This is a genomic window from Myroides profundi (assembly GCF_000833025.1).
In the GTDB taxonomy this organism is placed as follows: Bacteria; Bacteroidota; Bacteroidia; order Flavobacteriales; family Flavobacteriaceae; genus Flavobacterium; species Flavobacterium profundi_A.
In genome coordinates this window covers 132,465-156,322 of record NZ_CP010817.1, presented here as the reverse complement: position 1 = coordinate 156,322, position 23,858 = coordinate 132,465, and the positions used below count along the sequence as shown (strand labels likewise).

Genomic DNA, 23,858 nt, shown 5'->3' with positions numbered 1-23,858 from the left:
ATCATTATCTCTTTATAGGTTACTTTGTGGGGATAATTGTTGTTGTTTTAATATTGTGCTATCAAGTAATTGATCATATCTGTAGTTGTCACTATTCCTTGCAGTACATTATCCTTATCTACTACCGGAAGAGAGTGAAACTGCTGTTTAGAGAAGATCTCTGCTACATCTTTGATATTAGTATCATCCATCACCACGATTGGGTTCTTCGTCATTACATCTTCTAACTTATAAGCGTCATAAATAGCATCTAATGCACTTTGGTCTAAATCATTTGCTCCATATCCTATTTTTAAGATATCGTTGCTACTGATGATTCCCACTACATTCTCTGCTTCTATAACAGGGATATGTCTAATATTATATTCTACTAATAATTGGTTTACTTCACTTAACTTTTTATTAGTTGGCACAGCTATAAGTGCTTTAGACATAATTTGAGATACAGGTACTCTTTGTTTCATAGTGCTATAGTGTTTTATTGTTCTAGTACAAAGATTGCACTTACATACCTCATAATACATGATAAAAAGCAGGTTTTACTAAATAATAATGTCGTAATTTATATAGCAATGTTGTATTTATAGAACACATTATTCACCATAAGTGAATATACCACAATCTCAAAACTCTCCAATCCCTTGCCAATACTCGAAAAATAAAAATTGTGACAATTTATCTCAAAACAGTTTATCCAAGAACCTGTTTTTTACCTAAATTGCTTCATAATTAACTACTTAAAAATTATATCTATGGCAACAACGAACACTTATCTAACCTTCAATGGCAATTGTGAAGAGGCATTTAATTTTTATAAATCTGTATTTGGGGGAGACTTTATGTACTTAGGGAGATTTGATAGCATTCCAGACAGCCCAGAATTTATCGTACCAGAAGAGGACAAAAACAAAATCATGCACGTCTCACTTCCTATCGGTAAATCTATCTTAATGGGTAGTGATACCTCATGTGGCAACCCAACACCTGTAATACAAGGGAACAATTTCTCTATATCTATATCCACAGATAGCCAAGCAGAGGCAGATGATCTATTCGCTAAGATAGCGGTAGGTGGTACTGTAATCATGCCGATCGAAGACATGTTTTGGGGTGACTATTTTGGAATGGTATTAGACCCATTTGGCATCCAATGGATGATCAACTTCAGTAGAGACGGACAGTACTAATAAGACCTTACCCCCTAATCATCCCATCCCAATAGTAGCCTTCTGTTGGGATTTTTTTTCTAATTACACCACTTTATAAAAGACTAACTTTAAATAGAACTAACTAATATTATCCAACACTGCTGTTGTAGACACTATATAATTATCAATCCCCTAATAAGATCTCTTATTAGGGGATTTTCTTTTTATTCCCATTAGACATCTTCTGTTATCATCCTCTACACAGGTGAGACAATGTTTTCACTTTCCTTCCTATGCTACCTATTTGATAGTATAGTGATAGGCAGGTGATAGGCTTATTTATAGCACTTTTTAGCCGACCAAATGCCCATCACTAGCCGACCACATGCCGACCACCACTAATATTAATGTAAAAAAGATAACAGAATACGCTAGTTCTAGCACCTATTAATCGTTCTAAAAAATGGAATTCAAGAGAATATTAGCTTGATATCGATAGAATTAAAAATAAAGGAAAGCTTATGCTCTAATAGATGAACAGATAATAAAATGAAGATAATCAACACCCTAAAAGACAAGAATGGAATAGATATCAAATAAAAAAGCCAGTCATAAGACTGGCTTTTGTTTTGCTCCCCCTCTTGGGCTCGAACCAAGGACCCTCTGATTAACAGTCAGATGCTCTAACCAACTGAGCTAAGGAGGAAGGTTATATTCTACCTTTATTGCATTGCAAATATATACATTTTTAATCAAATACCTCACTGTTTATAGGCTTTTTGAGCATTTTGTGTCAAAAAAAATGAAGCTTGAATTAAAACTATCTGATTATGAGATAGAAGAAAAATAAATATTTTTTATTTTTTTTTAATCATGAACAGAAAAAGGTTCTATTCAACCTGCTTAATGATTATTCATTAACGAGATTACTTGATATTATTACCAAAGATAGCCTCTAAACTTCTATCTAACTACTGTAGATAAATGATAGGGTAACTACCTAAAAAGTATGAACAATAAATATACTAAGAGTGGTTCTATAGATATTCACTTAAAAAACAGCGAAACAAAGTAAAAAGATAGCTCTTAAAAACACAGACGAATAATATACTCTAAACAATAATATATCTACTATAATTAAATCATGTTGATAGATAATAACACCCTACCTATACATAATTTCGTACATTTATACTAAACTTAAACCCTTTAAGCTATGATAGTTATTAGTCCAACTGAGTTACAAAATAAGCAGAAAAAATACTTAGAGTTAGCAGAGACTGAAAAAGTAGTTGTTAAACGCGGAGATAAGTTCATACATCTAGTTGTATCTGATAGAGCACTCATTGAGGATACCGCAGAACAAGGAATCACAGGAGATGAGTTAAAAAAACGTGTCTTTAAACACATTGATAAACTTTTTGAAAAATAAAAGACTAGTAACTACAGACTCCTATGATAAGGATAGTTTATGATCCAGAGATAGAAAATTACTTAAACAAACTCGTTACTATCTTATACGAAAATAAATATCTTAGTTCAAAATCGACTGCATACGATTATGTAAGCTAGATCATCGACACAATAGAAAAAGAAATAAGTGTAAAACCATATAAACCCGCTCCTCCTCATTTTGATCAATATGGAAAAGATTTAGTTTATGTTGTTTTTAAAAGGAATAACAATACTCAATGGTATGTCTTTTTCAAGCCTATAGATGATATATTCTATATCCGATATATAGGAAACAATCATACCTGCGCACAGTATATCACAGAATACAGTAGATAAACAGAGCTTGTACTACAGTGATAACGATAGAGAAGTGAAGTCAATAGTACTCCAAATAAAAAAGCCAGTCATAAGACTGGCTTTTGTTTTGCTCCCCCTCTTGGGCTCGAACCAAGGACCCTCTGATTAACAGTCAGATGCTCTAACCAACTGAGCTAAGGAGGAAGGTTATATTTTACCTTTATTGCGGTGCAAATATATAACGATTTTTAGTATCTGCAAATATTTAATTTAAAAAATTAAAACTTTTTTATTCTTCACTTTTTAAGGTCGGAAGCCCCAGTTTATAACGGTTTGCTATTAAGCGAATTACAAACACAGAAGCCGCACAGAATATTTGTGTAAAAATTATACCTACACCGAAGAAGTCAAGTAGATAGTATATCATCACCCCGAATATACAGGTCAGCGCATACCACTCCTGTTTAAAAATAGCAGGAATCTCATTAATCATTATATCTCTAACGATACCTCCTACTATCCCAGTGATAGTCGCCATGATCACTACTACCCAAAATGGATAGCCTAGAGACATGGTCTTCTCTGTACCTACCACAACAAATAAACCTAGACCTATACTGTCAAACCATAAGAAGGTACTGTTTAGATGAACTAATTGTTTTCTAAAGAGTACCACGAAGAATAATGCTAGTACTGTACACCACACATACACACTATTTAACATCCAGAAAGGCGTAACTCCTAATAGCAAGTCACGCAGAGTCCCCCCTCCTGTAGCAGTGACAAATCCTACTACTAATGCACCGAACCAATCAAGGCTCTTCGCTGAGGCCATGCGGATACCTGAAATAGCAAATGCACAAGTCCCAAAGAACTCAATAATGTCTACAAAGTGTATTGTAGTCCAAAAATCAATAAATTTATCTAGCATAACACGACAATATATGTATAAAAACCGCCCTATTTAATTACCACTGACTTCTTATTTACGAATGATAATAATCCTTCTTCCGCCATTTCTCTCCCTATTCCAGAGAACTTATTCCCTCCGAATGGTACTCTAGGATCAGAGATTACCATCTCGTTTATAAACACAGCTCCTTCGTCGAACTCGTGAACCTTAGATTTTAAAAATTCGACATCTTTACTAAACATCGCCACACCTAATCCGAAGCGAGAATCGTTGCTCATCTCTATCGCCTCATCGAATGTATCATATCCTACAATAACAGCTAGCGGGCCAAAAGTCTCTAGCTTAAATGCAGGCATATCTGGTGTGACATCTGTGATCACAGTTGGCTCGAACTTCGCTCCATCGCGTTTACCGCCTACTGCTATCTTCGCTCCCATCTGTACAGAATCATTCATAATGGTCTCTAGTTCTATCGCTAAATCTTCTCTAGCCATCAATCCGATACCTGTATTATGATCCATTAAGTCACCGAATCTGATCTCTCTAACTGCGGCTACAAACTTATCTGTAAATTCTTTAATAATAGCATTGTGGATTAAAAATCGTTTTCCTGCTATACAGCTCTGCCCAGTATTCTGAAATCTAGCATTGATAGCCGTAGGGATAAGAGCGTCTATATCTACATCTTCTCTTACGATAAAGGCATTACTCCCCCCAAGTTCTAACACAGTAGGTTTAATCAATTCTCCTGCTTTCTTCCCTACAGAGCTACCTGCTGCCTCACTCCCTGTAAGAGATACCCCCTTAATAATAGGTGATTCTATAATAGCATCTACTTCTCTACCTGCTACAGTTACATTAAAGTACACTTGCTCATACCCCTCTACTCTAAAGCAGTCTTCTAATGCCTTCGCACTAAGAGGCACATTACTCGCATGCTTCACTACTACAGTATTACCCGCTAATAAGGTCGGAATAGCAAATCTAAACACTTGCCAGAAAGGGAAGTTCCACGGCATCACTCCTAGAATGACACCTAAAGGATCATTCACCGTATACGTCTCTGTCCAATCTGTCTGTATAGTTCTTCCTTTTAGAATCTCTTCTCCATGCTCAATATAATAATCTATTAACCTCGCACTCTTCTCTGCTTCGGCTACAGCTTGCTTAATAGGCTTGTGCATATCCAATGTCATACATTTTCCATACTCCTCTACATTAGTAAGTAGGTTCTGCTTAACTTTCTGAAGATAAGCTACTCTATCACTCACTTTAAGTTTCTTCCAATTTAGAAATGCACTATTGGCATTGTCTAAAATATCTGTTACTACTTTGTCCATAGTTTGAATGTTTACATTTTCTCTAAAATTAATAATTGTTTTACAAACCTCCTTAAGCATCGAGATAAAATTTGACAACTCAGTTAAAATAACTAAATTAGTATCATCCTAAAATGAAATGACCATGAGTAGAAATCAACTAATTTTTCTAATCGGCATCGCATTATTTGCCCTGTCATTTATCTTATTTTACTTAAATGTAATAGGCGCACAGTTAGCTTACTTTGTGCTTCTGGTATCTTTTGTTATGATCGTTAGCCCATTAGTGATCTATCTATTTAATAAGTTAAACTAAAGTTTTACTTTTGTCAAAAAAAACAAAGATGGATAAAAATGTAAAGTTATTGCTCTTAGGGGCTTTCCTTTTTATAATCACTATAGTACTTCGTTCTATGACAGCTATCAGTAGTAGCGTTATCCTAGCGTTAGCTATTATATCGCTAGTCATCGTAGTAGTACCACTGTATAAACTAGTATTTAAAAAACTACGCAAATAAAAAAGCCAGCTTATAGCTGGCTTTCTTATTTGATATCTAGAAACTTACTTCTTTAATTCTCTTGTCAAGTTTTCTAACATTACTTCTGTCATAGAAGATAAGTCATACTTGTGGTTCCATCCCCAGTCTTGCTGTGCAGAAGTATCATCTATACTCGCTGGCCAGCTATCAGCGATAGCCTGTCTAAAGTCTGGATTATATTCTATCGTAAAGTCAGGGATATGCTTCGTGATCTCAGCTGCTATCTCTTCTGGCGTGAATGAGATACCTCCTAAGTTATAAGAAGAACGAATCTTCACATCTTCTTTCTTCGCTTGCATAATACCTACAGTCGCATTCAGAGCGTCTTCCATATACATCATCGGAAGTGCTGACCCCTCAGATAAGAAACAGTCATAGTGCTTATCCTCGATCGCCTTATAGAAAATATCTACTGCGTAATCTGTAGTACCACCACCTGGAGGTGTAGTCCAAGAGATTAACCCAGGGTAACGGATACTGCGTACATCTACTCCAAATTTGTTATAGTAGTACTCACACCAGCGCTCTCCTGTCTGCTTAGAAATACCATATACTGTACTTGGCTCCATCACAGTATACTGAGGTGTGTTATGTCTAGGTGTAGTAGGTCCAAAAACAGCTATTGATGATGGCCAGAATATCTTTTTAATTTTACCTTCTTTAGCAAGGTTTAATACGTGGAACAACGAGTTCATATTTAAATCCCAAGCAAAAGCTGGATTTTTCTCTGCAGTTGCTGATAACAATGCAGCCATTAAATATACTTCCTCTACTTGATGTTTTTCTATAACTGCCGCAACAGCGTCAAACTCCATAGCATTTAATGTCTCGAAAGGTCCCGAACTCATAAGAGCTTCATTTCCTTCTCTAATATCAGAAGCGATAACATTCTCACTTCCATAAACATCTCTTAATTTAAGCGTTAGCTCAGAACCTATCTGTCCGCAAGCTCCGATTATAAGAATTTTGGTTCCCATTGTTTGTGTATTTAAAAAGTACACAAATATAGTTTAAGTCCCATTACAAATCAATTTTCACCACCAACATTCCCATAACTTTATAACTTATATAACAATCTGACAATCTAAGTGGTATAAAATAGCTGAGAACTTTGTAAATTTGACCTCTAAATCATAAGAACAATGAAAAGCAATTTATATATACTTCTACCTCTTTTATTCTTCGTATCTATCGTATCATTCTCGTGTAAAGACGAAGAGAAGTTCGTGAAAGAACAAGAATTAAAAATAGCGCAACACAATGATAGTGTGTATGACTATCTAACGAAGAACTGGAATCTACGTATTCCGGCTGCTTCTGCAGAGTTAGACGTTATCCTAAAAGAGTGGAAACCTTGGCAAGAGTTTGCACAAGAGGTAAAGTTAAAACCTGTATCTACTATAGGGGCTTTTCAGAAGAGTGCTAATAGAATAACAGAATTACTACAAAGTCTGACTTACCAACAGTATCCTCAGGAACTAGACTTGCCTGACATCAAAGCTAGAGTGGCACTTCTACAAACTTCTCTAAACAACTTAAATATGTTCTTAGAAGTGACTCCGATAAGTATAGAAAAGTTAGATCAAAACCTGAAACATACCAACACTGCGCTAAGACTACTTCTAGCTCAGATGGATGAGAACATTGTCAAAGCAAAGTTGCCACAAGAAGAAGGTGAAGCTGAAATGCTAGAGGCTATTAACGAAGAAAGAAGGGCTAACCCAACACCAGAAAACGAATAGAGCATGGATATTAAACAACGCTTTCAAGAGTCTTCAAAAACAAAACAACTCCTCCAAGACCTACAGTCTAGAGGTAATAAAATATATCTAAAAGGATTAATAGGCTCGGCTATCTCATTTCAGATAGAAGCCTTATTCCGAGAAGCTGATGCTCCTTTTTTATTAATATTCAATGATAAAGAAGAAGCTGCTTATTACCTAAATGATCTAGAGACATTAGTCAATAAAACTGATGTTCTCTTCTACCCAGGTTCTTATAGAAGACCTTATCAGATAGAAGAAACAGATAATGCTAATGTACTACTACGTGCAGAGGTATTGAATAGAATTAGTTCTCGTAAGAAGCCTGCTATCATTGTTTCTTATACAGAGGCTATATTCGAAAAAGTGGTTACTAAAAAGGTATTAGAAAAAAATACACTTAAAGTACATCAGGGAGATAAACTATCTATAGACTACATCAATGAGGTATTGTTTGAGTACAATTTTAAACGAGTTGATTTCGTAGCTGAGCCGGGAGAGTTCTCTGTAAGAGGAGGAATTATAGACGTATTCTCTTTCTCTAATGACAATCCGTACCGTATAGAATTCTTCGGAGACGAAATAGATAGTATCCGTACCTTCGATGTAGAAACTCAGTTATCTGTAGATAAACAAAAGAAAATCACTATCATTCCCAACGTAGAGAACAAATTCTCTGCAGAGGTAAGAGAGAGTTTCTTAGAATATATTTCTGAGAAGACTATTGTACTAACGCAGCATACTGCTATGACAGTAGAACAGCTAGACCGTCAGTTCGATAGAGCTGTAGATACCTTCTCTAAGTTAAATAAAGATTTAAAGCACAAGGAACCAAAAGATATGTTCTTAGACGGACAATCTTTCTTACATAAGCTAGAGCTATTTACGTTACTGGAGCTGAATGATACCAAACTGATGGATGTCAATAAGACCGTTGAGTTTCACATCAAACCTCAACCTTCGTTTAACAAACAGTTTGACTTACTGGCTCGTAACCTGAATGACAATACAGACAATGGGTTCTATAACTACCTATTCTGCTCTAATGAGAATCAGGCTAAGCGCTTCAAAGATATATTTGAGTCTCTTAAAGAAGATGATAATCACAAAGTAGTACAATCATTCAAGACAATCGTGATGCCGATCTTCGAAGGGTTTATCGATGAGGAGAAGCAAATCGTCTGCTATACTGACCACCAAATCTTCGAACGCTATCACAAGTTTAGTATCAAGAATGGATATACTAAAAAACAAACGATCACACTAAAAGAGCTAAACTCTCTTTCGGTAGGTGATTATGTAACGCATATAGATCATGGTATCGGTAAGTTCGGAGGGTTACAAAAAATACAAGTAGAAGGAAAGACACAAGAGGCTATCAAGCTAGTATATGCTGATAATGATATCGTCTATGTAAGTATTCACTCTCTACACAAAATATCAAAATACAATGGTAAAGATGGGGCTGTACCTAAGATCCATAAATTAGGTTCGGCTGCATGGAAAACCTTGAAGAATAAAACAAAGGCTCGTGTTAAGCACATTGCCTTTAACCTTATTCAACTATATGCAAAACGCCGTTTGCAGAAAGGATTCCAATGTGCCCCTGATAGCTATTTACAGCATGAATTAGAAAGTTCTTTTATCTACGAAGACACTCCTGATCAGCTAAAAGCGACACAAGAGGTAAAGGCCGATATGGAACAAGAAAGACCAATGGATCGATTGGTATGTGGGGATGTAGGTTTTGGAAAAACTGAGGTAGCTATTAGAGCTGCCTTTAAAATGGTCGATAATGGCAAACAAGTCGCAATATTAGTCCCTACGACTATCCTAGCCTTTCAGCATTATCAGACATTCACAGAGCGTCTGAAGGATATGCCTGTACGTGTGTCTTATATCAATAGATTTAGAACTGCTAAACAAAAAGCAGAAATATTAAAAGACCTGGAATCTGGTAAGATAGACATCCTAATCGGTACACATCAGTTAGTGAATAAAGGCATTGTGTTTAAAGACCTAGGGTTATTAATTATAGATGAAGAACAAAAATTCGGAGTAGCTGTAAAAGATAAGTTGAAAACGATATCAGAGAATGTGGATACACTTACACTTACTGCTACACCTATCCCGCGTACACTACAGTTCTCTCTGATGGCTGCACGCGACTTATCTGTGATAAGCACTCCTCCACCAAATAGATATCCTATCGAAACAAATGTGGTAGGATTTAATGAAGAGGTGATTAGAGATGCTGTGTCTTATGAGATAGAAAGAGGTGGTCAAGTGTACTTCATCAATAATCGTATAGAGAATATTAGAGAAGTAGCGGGTATGATACAACGTCTCGTACCAGATGCTAAAGTAGGTATCGGCCATGGTCAGATGGATGGTAAAAAGTTAGAAGAACTAATGCTCGCATTTATGAATGGGGAGTTCGATGTACTCGTTGCTACTACCATTATCGAGAGTGGATTAGACGTACCTAATGCTAATACAATATTAATTAATAACGCAAATAACTTCGGGCTATCTGACTTACATCAGATGAGAGGTCGTGTAGGACGAAGTAATAAAAAAGCGTTCTGTTACTTCATCTGTCCTCCTTATTCTGCGATGACAGAAGAAGCGAGAAAGAGAATACAGGCACTAGAGCAATTTAGTGACTTGGGTAGTGGTCTAAACATCGCTATGAAAGACTTAGAGATTAGAGGAGCTGGTGATATCTTAGGAGGTGAACAGAGTGGTTTCATCAATGAAATAGGATTCGAGACGTATCAAAAGATCATGCAAGAAGCTATCGAAGAGCTTAAGGCTAACGAGTTTAAAGACCTATACGAAGAAGAGAATAAAGAAGAAAACAAGGTATTCGTAAAAGATACTCAGATAGATACTGACTTCGAGATATTGTTCCCTGATGAGTATATTAATAATATCACAGAGCGACTAAACTTGTATAACGAACTGAGCTTAATCACGAATGAAGAAGTCTTGCAGCAGTATGAACAGCGATTAATAGACCGATTCGGTGCACTGCCACGTCAGGCTATTGCTTTATTAAATAGCTTACGCATCAAATGGCATGCAGCTAATATGGGAATAGAAAAGATCGTGATGAAACAAGGAAAGATGATTTGTTACTTCTTAGGAGATCAACAGTCAGACTTCTATCAATCTGCTAAATTTAGAAAGGTATTAATCTTCGTACAACATCGTTCTAATATCTGTGAGATGAAAGAGAAACAAACAAAGAATGGACTGAGACTCTTACTTACTTTTAAAAATGTAAAGTCTATCAAACAAGGTTTAGAATACATTGAACTTTTGGATTCAGCTGAAGCTTAACATAAACTTATAACGCCTGATATTGTATTAATATCAGGCGTTTCTATATAATCTATAATCAAAACTCAAATAGAGGCATTTACAACCATTAATCTTATTCTGACACAATAAGTTACTGCACACAGCTAATTCTCTCTGTAATAAAAGAAAAAGGAGCTTTGCATATAGTGCAAAGCTCCTCTGGTATATAATTTAAAACTTACTATTAATAACCGAATAAGTCTTCTAGGCTAAGTTCTTTTACTTTACCCATTTTCTTAACAGCTTCCCAATCTAAGTTCTCTTTCTTACCTAATAATCCTACGTTGAAAGTTTTTCCTTTTACGTATTTATCGAAGTAGTTAACTAGATCTGTCATCTGCATATTCTGTACTTGAGAGTAGATATCTTTATTAATATCATAGTCAATACCTTTCTCTTTTAAGCTTAACCAGTAAGAGAATATCTGTGCTTTAGTATAACGTTGAGTAGCGATATTCTTAAGAACAGTATTTTTAGCATTTTGGAATTGGCTTTCTCCTTGAGGCATAGCATTCATTAATTCCATCATTGCTTCTACTGCCTGTGGTAATTTATTCGCTTGTGTACCTACATAAGCCATTACATAGTTATGTTTATCTGCTTTTGCAGCATTCATATAGTATGCATAAGCTGAATATGCTAATGATTTAGACTCACGAATTTCTTGGAATACCACTGAAGCCATTCCCCCTCCAAAGTAGTTATTAAATACAGAGCTAGTCGCTAATAAATCTTTATTAAACTTACCTTCTCTTGCTCTATAAGTAATCTCTGCTTGAACCATATCATAAGGAGCAAAGTACAATGTTCCGTCAGTAGCTGGTTCTGGATATACTTTAGCAGCAGGTATTTTCTTACCTTTTCCTAAGTTATGGTGCTCTACGATCGCTTTCTTCGCTGTTTCCTTATCGTTACCGTAGTAGAAAACATCATTGTTGTAATCGAAGAAGTTATGAATTAACCCAACTAATTCTGTTGGCTTAATAGTCTTTAATTCATTCTCACTTAAGATATCTTTAAAACGGCTTAACTCTCCATTAGAAACGATATAGCTATTCAATGCTCTTTGGATTCCTCCTTTGCTTGATTTAGCATCTAAACGCCCTTTTAAGATCTGATCTACCATATTAGCATAAGCAGTATCGTCTGCCTTAGCATCAGTCACTAAATGCTCTAATAATTTGATACCTGCAGGGATGTTTTCTTTCAGTCCTTTTACAGTGATATACGTCTTATCTGTACCTGTACTAATACCATAAGAAATACCTAACTTATAGAACTCTTTCTTAATATCAGCAGCAGAATACTTACTAGTACCTAAATAATCTAAGTATCCTATAGCTAATGATAATTTATTGTCATTATCAGAACCTACTTCAGTAATATAAGTTACTGTTGCTAGATCATTAGTAGTATTCTTAATAGAATATAATTGGCTATTCGTTTTACCAATCTTCTCTTTTTGAATAGCGCTATTGAAATCAACAAACACAGGAGCTATTTCTTTAACTTCTATTCCTTTTAGGCGTTTATAGAATTCTGATTCACTATCTCTATTGATATCGATAGGCGTAATACCTGGATTCTCTACACGTACTAAGTCTTTATTCTCTCCTTGACGTTTATAGATAACAACATAGTTATCTTTATAATTTGCTTTAACGAAGTCGATTAACTCTTGTTTAGTGACTTTAGACATACGCTCTAAATCAGAAACAGCTTGCTCCCAAGTACGACCGTGAATAAATGCTTGGTACATTTCTGTAGCCATTGCATCATTACTTTCTAAAGCTTCCATAGAGTTTTTACGGAATTCATTGACAACTGCGTTTAACAACCACTCATCAAATTCTCCTTTTTTAAGTTTCTCTATTTGAGCTAATAATAGATCCTTAACTTCTTCTACAGTCTGTCCTTCATTAGGCATACCTGTCAATTGATGTACAGAATAGTCCTTCATTACCATAGGAGAACTAGACGCATACAACGCTTTTTGTTGCTGATTTACATCTAAATCTATAATACCTGCCTGACCATTGCTTAACAACATATCGATCAAGTTAAGATAAATAGCATCTTTCGTCTTAACTCCTCCTAAACGGAAGCCTATTTCTACACGCTCTGCTTGTGGGCTATAGATGTCCTTAACTTGTATCTTAGTTAGAGGCGCCTCTTGAGCGATATATTCTTTAGGCTGATTCGTTTTCTTCATTGAACCGAAGTAAGCATTAACTAACTTAATCGTAGGCTCAAACTCTAAATCACCAACTAATACAACAGCTATATTATTTGGTACATAGTATTCGTTAAAATAATTATTAATAGCTACCATAGAAGGGTTCTTCAAGTGATCTGAAGTACCTATCGTAGTCTGAGTTCCGTAGTGTGTAGTTGGGAATAACAACTTCATCATTGCTTCATGTGAAGCCCAATAGTCATTATCCTGTCCTCTATTAAACTCTTCATATACTGCTTCTAATTCTGTGTGGAATAGACGCAATACTAGTTCTGAGAAACGCTCACTCTCTATCAATAAGAATTTCTCTAACTCATTAGAAGGAATTACGTTCTTATAAACTGTCTCATCAAACCAAGTATGAGCATTCGTTCCAGTAGCACCGATAGAAGCCACAGCTTTATCATACTCATTTGCAACAGCGTACTGAGATGCAACTTTAGAGATCTCGTCTATTTTTTTATAAATAGCTTTCTTTTTCTCTACATCTTTTTCGGCTTTATGTTGTTCGTACAAATCAGAGATTTGCTTAATTAACTCTTGCTCTTTTGCCCAGTTTACAGTACCTAATTTAGAAGTACCTTTAAACACCATATGCTCAAGATAGTGAGCTAGTCCTGTACTATCTTCTGGATCGTTATTAGATCCTGTACGAACAGGAATATACGTTTGTATACGTGGTTCATCATGGTTCTGAGCTAAATATACTTTCAACCCATTTCCTAAAGTATACACTCTTGCCTTAGCTGGATCATTCTCTACATATTCATACGTAAATCCATTAGCATCTTTTTTAGTAACAGTTTTATACTGCGCATGCATCGAAGCACTTACAGAGAAAATAAAACCGAACAGTAAATACCTTTTTTTCATTTGTCGGTGTTTTTGTGTCTATTTTCCAAAGCTATAAAATAAATTTCACACTCTTTTATTAAAATTCAATCTAAATTATAAACATAAAAAAAGGTCAGTTGTAATATCACAACTGACCTTTACATATATTTTAATAATATGCTTATTTTACATCTACTGCTTCGTGAATAGGTGTACCTATATTTCCATTAGGTGCCTCTATTTTTAAGATCTCAGCAATAGTTGGCGCTATATCAGTCATATGAGTCTCGCGGATAGTCTTACCTGGCTTAACTCCCCATCCCATAAATACAGCTGGTATATGAGCATCATAAGACCCCCAAGTTCCATGAGTTGTTCCTTTAGCATCTTTTCTTCCACTATACCATTGTGGTTCTAAGATATACTGAATCACTCCACTTCTTTTGATGTTATATCCATTAACTATACGCTCACGTATCTTAGCAGGAATAGCTGCTGTAGCTGCTTTATCCATATCTGTAACAAAAGCAATACCTTCTAACTTCTTCATCTCTTTAACGATAAACTCACGGATATCATCTTCTTCTAAGTCTTTTTCTTGTACCAAAGCATTGTTTAAATGAACTTGGTAGTTAGTTAAGCTCTTGATGATTTCTTTCTCACCGAACTTTTTCTCTAACTTTTCGTTCAATACTTTTTTTGCTTCAGCTGTATTAAAATAACCTGAGTTACCTTTTTGATCAGCAAAATACTTAGGATTATGAGCAGCTCCATGGTCTGCTGTTAAAAAGAAAGTATAGTTTCCTTTTCCAACTTTCTTATCTAAATAAGTTAAGAACTCTGCTAAATCAGCATCAAGTCTTAAGTATGTATCTTCTATTTCTATTGAATTAATAGCGAATTGGTGTCCTACATAATCTGTAGAAGATAAACTTACCGCTAAGAAATCTGTAACTCCAGCAGGATTAGCTCCTAATGCTTCGCTATCAATCGCAGCTTTTGCAAAATCAAGAGTTAATGAATTACCAAATGGTGTAGCTTTAATTAAATCATACCCATTATCTTTCTTTAGTTTAACTAAATCACGAGGGAATACAGGCTTTGCTTCACCTTTATATGTTTCTTCATACTCATTATCATCAGCAGTACTTAATACATACGTATCTATTGGATACATTGTATTCCATCCTTTCTTAAAGTATTTGTCAGCTAACTTCTCTTTATTAAATGACTTCACCCATTTAGGTAAATCATTCATATAAAAAGTACTTGTAATCCAATCACCAGAAGCTCCATCTAACCAATAAGCAGCATTAGCAAAATGACCTGCAGGCAATATACCACCTCTATCTTTTATAGCAATACCTACTACTTTTGATTGGAAATTAGTAGCTAGTTTTAACTGATCTGTCACAGTAGACACTAATAAATTCTTTGGTGATTGTTTTCCAACTTTACCTACACCTCCTACAGCTTCTACACTATCATCTTGAGTACAGTACATACTCTCACCTGTCGCTTGAATGATAAAATCATTACCCGCTATTCCATGTACAGCAGGTACACTACCTGTATAAATAGTACTATGCCCGATAGCAGTATAAGTTGGGATATAATCTATAAGTGTGTTTTCACTTGAAAAACCTTCGTTTAATAAGCGTTTAAATCCATTATCTGAATAGCGATCATAGTATTTATAAAGGTAATCCCATCTCATCTGGTCTACCACGACTCCTACTACTAACTTTGGTTTCGGTAATGTTTCACCAGCTAAGGCAGAAAGTGAAAACATACAGCCTACTGCTGCAAATAAGGTTGTTTTAAATTTCATTTATTTAAGATTAGTTTTGTTTAATAAGGTCTCTGTCTACAAAACTATTAAACTCAGAGACTTTACAAACATTTAATAGACAAAAAACTTCAATATTAACATTTAAAGTTATCTAGTTCAAAAGTAAACTTACTCCTTAATTCCAAGATTAAGAGAGTGTTATTATTTTGAATTATTGAAAACAATAAAGGCCATCCAAATTTATGAATAGCCTTTAAGCTAACTAATTCTTTAATATCTGTAAACTGATTAGATATTCGGATTATAATCCGATTCTGCTTTAGGTACTCTCCACGTCCATTTATTATTCATTTCTGGAGTGAATTTTCTAGCAAAGGTAGGACTAGCATTACCTCCTTTTGATCCTACTTTTTTATCTATAGTTAAGTTCCAACGCTTATAATCAAACCAATCAAATCCTTCGCCCCATAACTCAATACCTCTGTACTTTACAATTTCATTAAATAAGTCATTCCCAGTTTTTCTACAACTGTAATTAACATCACGTCCAGATTCTCTTGTTAAGTTCTCTAATATTTTAGATGATTCATTATCTCTACCTAAAAAATGTAGTGCCTCTGCTTCTATTAAATACATTTCCGAAGAACGAAAATGATTTAAATGCATTACTCCAGGGTTTGTATTATTCTTAACCTTAACTTGCATATAAGCCGCTGTCTTTGCATCACTCTGAATATCTGGATATTTTACTCTAATATCTTTATCTAATTGACTCTTTGCAACTGTTAAACCATTGTCTTCATTATATTCTTTTGTTGGATATCCTGTAGGATCAATAAACAATTCTTTTCTTATATCAGAACCTGGAATAGTTTCGTAGAACTCCTTACTGATTCTACTTGGTGTATTTCTAACTGCACCCGCATTAGAATTATATGCCATATATGCTCCATAAGAATAATAATGTAATTGTTCATCTGCTGCCCCATAACTACTCCATATCCATTCTGAAGTTGGATTACCAAATCCTGCTTTATAAGCTGTAGTTGACATTAAAGGATAATCTTTTTTAGCTAATCCTGCTTCTCTTAATGCAACAGTATAATCTTGTTTATTCAACGCTGCTCTAGCATATATTGCATGAGCCACGCTAGAGTCAACAAAATAATTCTTAGAAGCTTCTCTCTTATAGCCACTCTCTCCAAACAATTGAATTGCTAAGTCCAAATCTTTATAAATCTGTGCATAAACATCTTTTAGTAATGATAGTGGCAATTCTTTAGAATCATTAGGTGATAACCTTAACACAACAGACTTTGTCTCTCCATTGTTAGAATCTATCCAACGATTACCATATATTTGAACTAACATCGTATACGCATATGAACGATAAGCTAAAGCTTGAGCTTTTAAATACTTCTTATCATTTACAGGACCTTCTGCTCCGTCAACATTAGCAATAATATCGTTAGCATTTGTAATTAACATATAATAATAATGCCATGGATATGCATTTAAAGAGCTATTTGTGTTCTCAATATTCTCTAGGTTAGCAATAGAAGCAGATACATCTTTTCTAAAGTTATTTCCAGGATACTCTCCAAAATATAACTTTATAGTTCCTTCTCCATTATAACCTTGTCCTATATGCTGAGCAGTCATCAGTTTAGCTAATCCATTTATAGCCATAGCAACTGTTTCTGTACTTTTAAATACATTACTAGGAGATGTTTGATTAGTTGGTGTTGTATCTAAATAATCCGTACTACAAGCCCCTAAAGTCAATACTGTAGACAACAAAACGTATTTTATATATTTTATTTTCATTTTCTTTAATTTTAATCATTAAAATCCTACATTAACTCCAAATATTACTGTTCTAGCAGTTACCCAAGCATCTTGACTTGTTCCATTAAATGATTGCTGAGGGTTCATCCCTTTTAGTTTTGTAAAAGTTGCTAAATTCTCAACTCCTAAATTCAAACTCATTTGACTTACTCCTATTTTCGATAACATTGTTTTTGGCATCTCATAGTTTAAAGCTATATTTTTAACTACTAAATAATTACCATTTTGAATAAATCTATCAGATAGTGCATTATTCTGTGATCCCACAGTTCCAAACTGCACCAAGGGTGTTCCATTTGGATCAATTCTATTAGCTGAAGTTTCGGTCATCCCTTCTGGTACACCATTCCAAGAATTTAAAACATCCTTATGTATAGCACTTGGTGTAGTATTAACAGACATTAAACTCATGTAAGAATAATCTACCATCTTCCCTCCTAAAGCATAAGTAAATAATGCTGACAATGAAAAATTCTTATATGACAATGATGTTGTAAAACTTCCCTCCATTTTTGGTAAAGCATTTCCTGCAAACTCTCTTTTACCAAATGAAGTATTAGTTGTATATGTAACTCCATTAATAGTAACTAAATTAACAGCATCAATCTTATCTTTACCAGGTGCAGAACCATTAACATCATAATTTTCAGTATCAACTATATACAGAGATTTACCTGTCATTTGATCAACTCCTACAAACTGAGGTATCCAAAATTCATAGATACTTTTACCCTCTTTACGTAAGAAAGGTGAAGAAGGAATACCTTCTTTTCTATTCTCTGCAGGTAATTTAACAAGTTTGTTTTTCAACCAAGTTGCATTGAATCCAACATTCCATTTCCAATCTTTATTACGAATAATATCAATATCAAAAGACATTTCAAGACCACTATTTGAAATAGTACCTACATTACTAATAACACTTGATTTTATTGTCCCAGCACTAGTTGAACCATTTGATAAAGGCATATTCAAATCAAATAATAAATTTTGAGAACGTTTATCAAAGTATTCAACTGTAAAATTAGCTCTATTAAATAGTCTACCATCTAAGCCAACATTTACAGAAGATGATGTTTCCCATTGTAAATCATCATTACCATTTTGGTTTTTGTATAACCCTGGTGTCCCTCCATTTTTCACTAAAGCATATAAAGCTTGGTAAGCATAAGTTCCTGCTCCACCATCATTACCAACTTCACCATAAGAAGCTCTTAATTTTAAATAATCAATTTGTTTTACTTTGAAGAAGTCTTCAGCAGAAACAACCCAGCTACCTCCTACAGACCAAAAGTTACCCCATCTATTATCTTTATGAAACTTTGAAGAACCATCTCTACGAAATGATCCTTCAATAAAATACTTATTGTCATAATTATACTTTACTCTAGATAAATATCCTTCAGTTCTGTATTTAATAGTATAATCAGTTAAACTCGTGACATCACTAAAGTTTGCCCATTCAGGTATACCTGGAAATGTTTGTCCTGCCTTTAATCCATATAAATAACTGTAGTCATTATTGAAATTCTCATGTCCTACTAACACATCTAAATTATGATTTCCAAAGCTTCTATTCCAATTTAATAATTGTTGAGCAGAGTAAGTTTTATATCTATAGATATCACGTCTTGAACGACCGCTATTTCCCTTTCCATCTCCAATAATAGCATTATCATACTTTCTCTCTTCTGAATTCCTAAGACTCAAATCTCCTTTGATTGTAAAAGTAAAATCTTCTAAGAATTTAAAATCAGCATAGAACTGTCCATTAACAGTATTACGAATAGACTCAATACTATTTAACTCATTTTCCCAAATTACATGACGCCCTGCATATTGTTTACGGGTACTATCTCCTGAGTCATAAATCTTTTGACCATTATCATCATATATATAATCCCCTGTTTTTTGATCATGTAAATGCACAGGGTAGATAGGAGCAATACTACGCGCATACATAAATGGATTTGTATATGATCCTGTATTATCTGTTGTTGCATTCAGTCCATTAGACATTTGATGTGAAGCAGCAATATTTGTCCCTACTTTAATAGCCTCATTTACTTTATAATCAGCATTCACCCTTCCAGTAAAGCGTTTAAAATCACTCCCTTTAAAGTATCCTTCATTATTTAAAAATCCTCCTGAGAAATAAGCTCCTCCCTTATCATTAGCCACACGTCCGCTCATATTGATATCTTGATACATACCAGTTCTTTCAATAGGTTTATACCAATCTAAATCTCCTGCATATCCAGGTAAAATAGATGCGTTTGGTTTTAATTTACCATTTGCATCAAATAATTGATCACTTGGCAAATTATAAATATTTGTAAGAAGTATATCACTAATTAATTTTTGATTAGCTAAAACACTTGCTTGTTCAATATTAGTATCCGCACTTATTAGATTATTTCTATAACCTGTCCACATAGTCTCCATAAAGTCATTAGTCCCCATAGTTTCATACTCTTTGATACCACGAGTAAATAGACCTTGTTTCATATTAACTCCAAAAAAACCTTTCCCTTTTGATGCCTTCTTTGTAGTAATCATCACAACACCATTTGACGCTCTATTACCATATAAAGTAGAAGCAGAAGCATCCTTTAAAACAGACATGCTTTCTATGTCATTAGGATTGATATCAGAAATATTTCCTCCAAAAGCTACGCCGTCTACAACTAATAAAGGGCTATTAGATGTTAGTGAAGAAAAACCACGGATACGGATAGTTGGCTCAGATCCAGGTTGCCCTGAAGTATTGTTTACTCGAATACCTGGAGCTGCACCTTCTAATGCTCCTAAAGCATTAGTCCCTGGTCTTTTAGTAATATCATTACTTTCTATAACTGCGATAGCACCTGTTACAGATTCTTTCGTAGCAGTACCATAAGCTACAACAACTACATCCTCTAACACTTGACCATCTTCTTTTAATTTTATGTCATAATGTGTTTTTGATGTTAACCTAATTCTCTGTGTTTCATAGAACACATACGAAACAACTAACACATCGCCTTCGCCAGCATTAATTGTAAATATCCCATGATCATCTGCACTTGTTCCAAAGTCAGTTCCCTCTAGAACAATAGTTGCACCAATCAACGGTAAACCTTCAGTGTCTTTTACACTTCCAGTTATGGTCTTTTTTGCTTGTGCAAAAACTACACTTGTTAACACAAGCATAGAAAACGTTAAGTAAAGTTTTAATTTCATAAACATCTTTTTAAGATTATTTTAGCATTGCCAAAAATATAAAAAAATGAATCAAAAAAAACACATATAATATATAATCAATACAAACACCTAAAATAAGAACAAAAACAAACCTTAATTCAGATATTATATTAATTTATTTAACTTAAAACACACTATTTAAAAGATTAAAAATACTCATTTTGTATGTTTATTTTAACCAAAAATACTCATTTGTTAATTTTTAATTAATATTAACTTAATATATAAAAAATACAATTCATTCTATACTTTACTATATTCTGTATACCTATTTTCATCCTTTTATCCCGTACCTTTACATAACATACTAAAATAAACAACATGACAAAACCATTTAAAGTTGTTGCTTTTGATGCGGATGATACCCTATGGGTGAATGAACCTTTCTTTAATGAAGCTGAGAAAGCCTTCTGTATCTTAATGGAAGATTACCTAACACATCAAAGTATCTCACAGATACTATTCAAAACACAAATAGACAACCTACCTCTATACGGATATGGAATAAAAGGCTTTACCCTATCCATGGTAGAAGCGGCTAATATAATCTCAAAGGGGACTGTAAGCCCAAAAGTAATCAGTAGAGTCATTGCTATAGGAAAGGATTTATTAACCAAGCCTGTGGAACTATTAGATGACGTAGAACAAGTGCTAAAAGAACTTCAAGGAAAATATAAACTAGTAGTCGCAACCAAAGGTGACTTAAAAGACCAACATCGCAAACTGCACAAGTCTGGTTTAGGAACATACTTCCATCATATAGAAGTCATGACGGATAAAGAAGAAATAGACTATCAGAAGTTATTAGGACGTTTAGATATCAAGCCTGAAGAATTTATTATGATAGGCAATTCTCTAAGATCTGATATACTCCCTGTATTAGAATTAGGTGGCCACGCAGTACACGTCCCTTTCCATACCACATGGTTACACGAGCATGTTGATCACGAAATAGTACATCCGAACTTTACTTCTATTAAAAAACTATCAGAGATTAAAGAGATACTACTATAAATAAAAAGAGGCTAGTTGATGATCAACTAGCCTCTCACTTACACTTATAAACAATGTATTCTTTGATTAGAATCTATATCCTACGAATACATTAAAACTCTGATTATATATCTTTAGATCCTTCACACCAGGATTTTCTTCTAACCCAAATGTATTCGAGTTATCGAAGATACTAGCAAATCCTCTACTGTAGTTAGCTCCTACTAAGAACCCACAGTTAAACTGGTACTCAGCACCCACTACGATACCGTAGTCCATCTTCTGTAAATATTGCCCATCTTCTTGATCATCTTCTATACTACCGAAGATACCGTGATCTTTATAAGTATTCCCCTCTTCATCTACTGCTGTGATAGAAGAATATAGTAGCATATTCACATAAGGACCAGCATATACCTGTAGCCCTCCTACTTTAAATACAGCACTGATTGGATTAAGGCGTAGACTGTGCATTTGCAATTTAGCGTCTAGTGTTACCCCATCCTCAGTCTCTCTATCGAAGCGACCACCATACTGTTGATAAAACAACTCGTGTTTCAGCCCAAAATATTTTCCTAAACTATTATCCACACTTACTCCCACGAAGAAGTTATTGCGGTTACTCACTTTACCATCTATAGCTAAATACTCTAGATCATCTCCTTTAAGCGTAGACTGTATCCAACCTCCTTTTACACTAAAAGTAGTATTCCCTTTTAAATCGTGATTTACATCTTGTGCTATAGCTGTACCTGATACTGCTAACACAGAGCATACACTTAGTAATAAGTTTTTCATACCTCTCATTCTTAAAAATCAATATCCCAAATACCCACTGCGTTCTCTAACTCCACTAGAGCAGATGCATAGCCAAATAGCGTCTCTGCATAAGCCTGTTGTGTTTCGTTATAAGTACGTTGTGCATCCAACACTTCTAATAGACTACTCGCCCCTCTTTGATAGCTATACTTGATACCTTCATATACCTGTTTAGCCTCTTCTAACATTCCTTTTTCAAACCTATTGATCTGCTTTTGTTTCGTTAGATAGTTACGATATGCTTGAGTGATCTCTTTCTCTAACTCTAGCTCTATAAAGTCATATTCTAGATGAGCTTGACGTTCCTCGTATAATGCAGTTTTTAATCCTGATTCTTTTCTATTAGAGAACTTCAGCGGAATAGAAAAACCTGCTTTCACCACCGTATTACCAGGTGTAGGAGCGATTGCATTCTTTACAAAAGAGTTGTTCTCTACCCCAAAGTTAAGTCCTAAATCTATCGCACGTTCTGCTTTAGCTAAAGAGACTTGTTTACTCGCTACCACCTTATTCTGTCTAGCGACAAGGAAGTCAGCTCTATTGTTCTGAGCAGTCACAATCAAATCATCTAAAGAGAATAATCTATCAAACTTGTTGAAGTCTCCCTGAGGCAAATAGATTGTATCGTTTCTCTGTTTACTGATCACGTTTCTGATCTCTATCAAGCTATTCTCCCAAGCGTCATCTGCATCTTGTAACTCATTATACATCCCTTTAGCTTCTAAGTTACTTTGGATAGCATCCACTTTGCTGATCTGCCCTAATGTATAACGAATACTATCAGACTTAGCTACTTGCTTCATAGACTCATAAGAGTCGCGTTGTATATCGAACAACATCTTATTCTGCAAGGCTTCTAAATATAAGATAGTAGACTCTGCACGCATAGTCTGGAAGAACTCTTGCAACTCTAATTCTGCTAATGTCTTCTGATCTGCAGCTAAATTCTTTCTTGCCTTGCGCTTACCACCTAATTCTAAATCCCATGATAACTCTGCCTCAAAGCCATATCCCATCTGCATACGCTTCTGTTGATTATCAAACCAACCAAAGCTCAGCTCAGGGTCTGGGAACATCTTAGCTGCTTGTACCTCCGCTTCTGCAATATCTATATTATACTTCGCTGCGGCATATCCTAAGTTGTTCATTGACATCTTATGAAGATACTCCTTATATGTCAATGCTGTCTTATCACTTACATTGTCTGTATGAAGTTGTGCTACCACAACTTCATTACAGAACAATGCTAATAATCCTACTAGTATATATTTTCTAATAACATTCATACCTAAT

General features: G+C 34.7%; 16 protein-coding genes and 2 tRNA genes. 6 read left to right on the top strand and 12 right to left on the bottom strand.

Translation table 11 applies throughout. The annotated features are described in order from the left end of the window. Positions 1 to 47: 47 nt before the first annotated feature. Positions 48 to 464 (bottom strand): CBS domain-containing protein, encoded by a 417-nt coding sequence (locus MPR_RS00685; protein ID WP_006257790.1) that lies wholly within the window; start codon positions 462 to 464, stop codon positions 48 to 50. 288 nt (positions 465 to 752) lie between these two features. Here MPR_RS00685 and MPR_RS00680 point away from each other — a divergent pair, with 288 nt between their 5' ends. Beyond that, positions 753 to 1,187 (top strand): VOC family protein, encoded by a 435-nt coding sequence (locus MPR_RS00680; RefSeq protein WP_041888351.1) that lies wholly within the window; start codon positions 753 to 755, stop codon positions 1,185 to 1,187. A gap of 593 nt (positions 1,188 to 1,780) precedes the next feature. On the opposite strand, the gene MPR_RS00675 is transcribed toward MPR_RS00680, so the two are convergent. Beyond that, a tRNA-Asn gene (locus MPR_RS00675) sits at positions 1,781 to 1,854 on the bottom strand. A gap of 510 nt (positions 1,855 to 2,364) precedes the next feature. Between MPR_RS00675 and MPR_RS00670 the strand changes: the two genes are divergently transcribed. Then, on the top strand, positions 2,365 to 2,580 hold the full coding sequence (locus MPR_RS00670; protein ID WP_041888350.1) for a hypothetical protein: 216 nt from the start codon (positions 2,365 to 2,367) through the stop codon (positions 2,578 to 2,580). A gap of 450 nt (positions 2,581 to 3,030) precedes the next feature. Here the strand turns inward: MPR_RS00670 and MPR_RS00665 are convergent. From MPR_RS00665 to MPR_RS00655, 3 genes are all read right to left on the bottom strand, one after another. After that, a tRNA-Asn gene (locus MPR_RS00665) sits at positions 3,031 to 3,104 on the bottom strand. Between the two features lie 85 nt (positions 3,105 to 3,189). Continuing rightward, complete coding sequence (locus tag MPR_RS00660; RefSeq protein WP_041888349.1) at positions 3,190 to 3,831, bottom strand: trimeric intracellular cation channel family protein; 642 nt, start codon at positions 3,829 to 3,831, stop codon at positions 3,190 to 3,192. 29 nt (positions 3,832 to 3,860) lie between these two features. Beyond that, positions 3,861 to 5,153, bottom strand: coding sequence for an aldehyde dehydrogenase family protein (locus MPR_RS00655; protein ID WP_041895081.1), 1,293 nt, complete (start codon positions 5,151 to 5,153; stop codon positions 3,861 to 3,863). Between the two features lie 323 nt (positions 5,154 to 5,476). Between MPR_RS00655 and MPR_RS18705 the strand changes: the two genes are divergently transcribed. Then, positions 5,477 to 5,650, top strand: coding sequence for a hypothetical protein (locus MPR_RS18705; protein WP_006257795.1), 174 nt, complete (start codon positions 5,477 to 5,479; stop codon positions 5,648 to 5,650). 44 nt (positions 5,651 to 5,694) lie between these two features. Here MPR_RS18705 and MPR_RS00650 read toward each other — a convergent pair whose 3' ends face one another. Further along, positions 5,695 to 6,648, bottom strand: a complete 954-nt coding sequence (locus MPR_RS00650; protein ID WP_006262533.1) for an NAD-dependent epimerase/dehydratase family protein — start codon at positions 6,646 to 6,648, stop codon at positions 5,695 to 5,697. 165 nt (positions 6,649 to 6,813) lie between these two features. Between MPR_RS00650 and MPR_RS00645 the strand changes: the two genes are divergently transcribed. Then, positions 6,814 to 7,413, top strand: a complete 600-nt coding sequence (locus MPR_RS00645; RefSeq protein WP_041888347.1) for a hypothetical protein — start codon at positions 6,814 to 6,816, stop codon at positions 7,411 to 7,413. A gap of 3 nt (positions 7,414 to 7,416) precedes the next feature. Further along, positions 7,417 to 10,779: a transcription-repair coupling factor gene (mfd, locus tag MPR_RS00640; protein ID WP_041888345.1), complete on the top strand. Its 3,363-nt coding sequence runs from the start codon at positions 7,417 to 7,419 to the stop codon at positions 10,777 to 10,779. 205 nt (positions 10,780 to 10,984) lie between these two features. On the opposite strand, the gene MPR_RS00635 is transcribed toward mfd, so the two are convergent. The 4 genes from MPR_RS00635 to MPR_RS00620 all read right to left on the bottom strand — a co-directional run bounded on the left by MPR_RS00635 (position 10,985) and on the right by MPR_RS00620 (position 20,732). Further along, positions 10,985 to 13,909 carry a M16 family metallopeptidase gene (locus MPR_RS00635; protein WP_041888343.1) on the bottom strand — a complete coding sequence of 975 codons (2,925 nt, stop codon included), beginning with the start codon at positions 13,907 to 13,909 and terminating at the stop codon, positions 10,985 to 10,987. A 142-nt stretch (positions 13,910 to 14,051) separates the two neighbouring features. After that, entirely contained in the window at positions 14,052 to 15,701 is a 1,650-nt protein-coding gene (gene pafA, locus MPR_RS00630) for an alkaline phosphatase PafA (RefSeq protein ID WP_041888341.1), read from the bottom strand. A gap of 249 nt (positions 15,702 to 15,950) precedes the next feature. Next, complete coding sequence (locus tag MPR_RS00625) at positions 15,951 to 17,489, bottom strand: RagB/SusD family nutrient uptake outer membrane protein (RefSeq protein WP_041888339.1); 1,539 nt, start codon at positions 17,487 to 17,489, stop codon at positions 15,951 to 15,953. 18 nt (positions 17,490 to 17,507) lie between these two features. Beyond that, positions 17,508 to 20,732, bottom strand: a complete 3,225-nt coding sequence (locus tag MPR_RS00620) for a SusC/RagA family TonB-linked outer membrane protein (RefSeq protein WP_041895078.1) — start codon at positions 20,730 to 20,732, stop codon at positions 17,508 to 17,510. Positions 20,733 to 21,074: 342 nt separating this feature from the next. On the opposite strand from MPR_RS00620, the gene MPR_RS00615 reads away from it, so the two are divergent. Beyond that, positions 21,075 to 21,767 (top strand): HAD family hydrolase, encoded by a 693-nt coding sequence (locus MPR_RS00615; protein ID WP_041888337.1) that lies wholly within the window; start codon positions 21,075 to 21,077, stop codon positions 21,765 to 21,767. Positions 21,768 to 21,833: 66 nt separating this feature from the next. Here MPR_RS00615 and MPR_RS00610 read toward each other — a convergent pair whose 3' ends face one another. Then, entirely contained in the window at positions 21,834 to 22,544 is a 711-nt protein-coding gene (locus MPR_RS00610; protein WP_006262525.1) for an outer membrane beta-barrel protein, read from the bottom strand. An 11-nt stretch (positions 22,545 to 22,555) separates the two neighbouring features. Then, positions 22,556 to 23,851 carry a TolC family protein gene (locus MPR_RS00605; RefSeq protein ID WP_006257806.1) on the bottom strand — a complete coding sequence of 432 codons (1,296 nt, stop codon included), beginning with the start codon at positions 23,849 to 23,851 and terminating at the stop codon, positions 22,556 to 22,558. Positions 23,852 to 23,858: the final 7 nt, after the last annotated feature.

Coding starts and splice junctions, on each gene's coding strand:
- MPR_RS00645 (WP_041888347.1), top strand. CDS start 6,814: ATGAAAAGCAATTTATATATACTTCTACCTCTTTTATTCTTCGTATCT.
- mfd (WP_041888345.1), top strand. CDS start 7,417: ATGGATATTAAACAACGCTTTCAAGAGTCTTCAAAAACAAAACAACTC.
- MPR_RS00605 (WP_006257806.1), bottom strand. CDS start 23,851: ATGAATGTTATTAGAAAATATATACTAGTAGGATTATTAGCATTGTTC.
- MPR_RS00685 (WP_006257790.1), bottom strand. CDS start 464: ATGAAACAAAGAGTACCTGTATCTCAAATTATGTCTAAAGCACTTATA.
- MPR_RS00655 (WP_041895081.1), bottom strand. CDS start 5,153: ATGGACAAAGTAGTAACAGATATTTTAGACAATGCCAATAGTGCATTT.
- MPR_RS00660 (WP_041888349.1), bottom strand. CDS start 3,831: ATGCTAGATAAATTTATTGATTTTTGGACTACAATACACTTTGTAGAC.
- MPR_RS00625 (WP_041888339.1), bottom strand. CDS start 17,489: ATGAAAATAAAATATATAAAATACGTTTTGTTGTCTACAGTATTGACT.
- pafA (WP_041888341.1), bottom strand. CDS start 15,701: ATGAAATTTAAAACAACCTTATTTGCAGCAGTAGGCTGTATGTTTTCA.
- MPR_RS00635 (WP_041888343.1), bottom strand. CDS start 13,909: ATGAAAAAAAGGTATTTACTGTTCGGTTTTATTTTCTCTGTAAGTGCT.
- MPR_RS00650 (WP_006262533.1), bottom strand. CDS start 6,648: ATGGGAACCAAAATTCTTATAATCGGAGCTTGCGGACAGATAGGTTCT.
- MPR_RS00615 (WP_041888337.1), top strand. CDS start 21,075: ATGACAAAACCATTTAAAGTTGTTGCTTTTGATGCGGATGATACCCTA.
- MPR_RS00680 (WP_041888351.1), top strand. CDS start 753: ATGGCAACAACGAACACTTATCTAACCTTCAATGGCAATTGTGAAGAG.
- MPR_RS00620 (WP_041895078.1), bottom strand. CDS start 20,732: ATGAAATTAAAACTTTACTTAACGTTTTCTATGCTTGTGTTAACAAGT.
- MPR_RS18705 (WP_006257795.1), top strand. CDS start 5,477: ATGGATAAAAATGTAAAGTTATTGCTCTTAGGGGCTTTCCTTTTTATA.
- MPR_RS00610 (WP_006262525.1), bottom strand. CDS start 22,544: ATGAAAAACTTATTACTAAGTGTATGCTCTGTGTTAGCAGTATCAGGT.
- MPR_RS00670 (WP_041888350.1), top strand. CDS start 2,365: ATGATAGTTATTAGTCCAACTGAGTTACAAAATAAGCAGAAAAAATAC.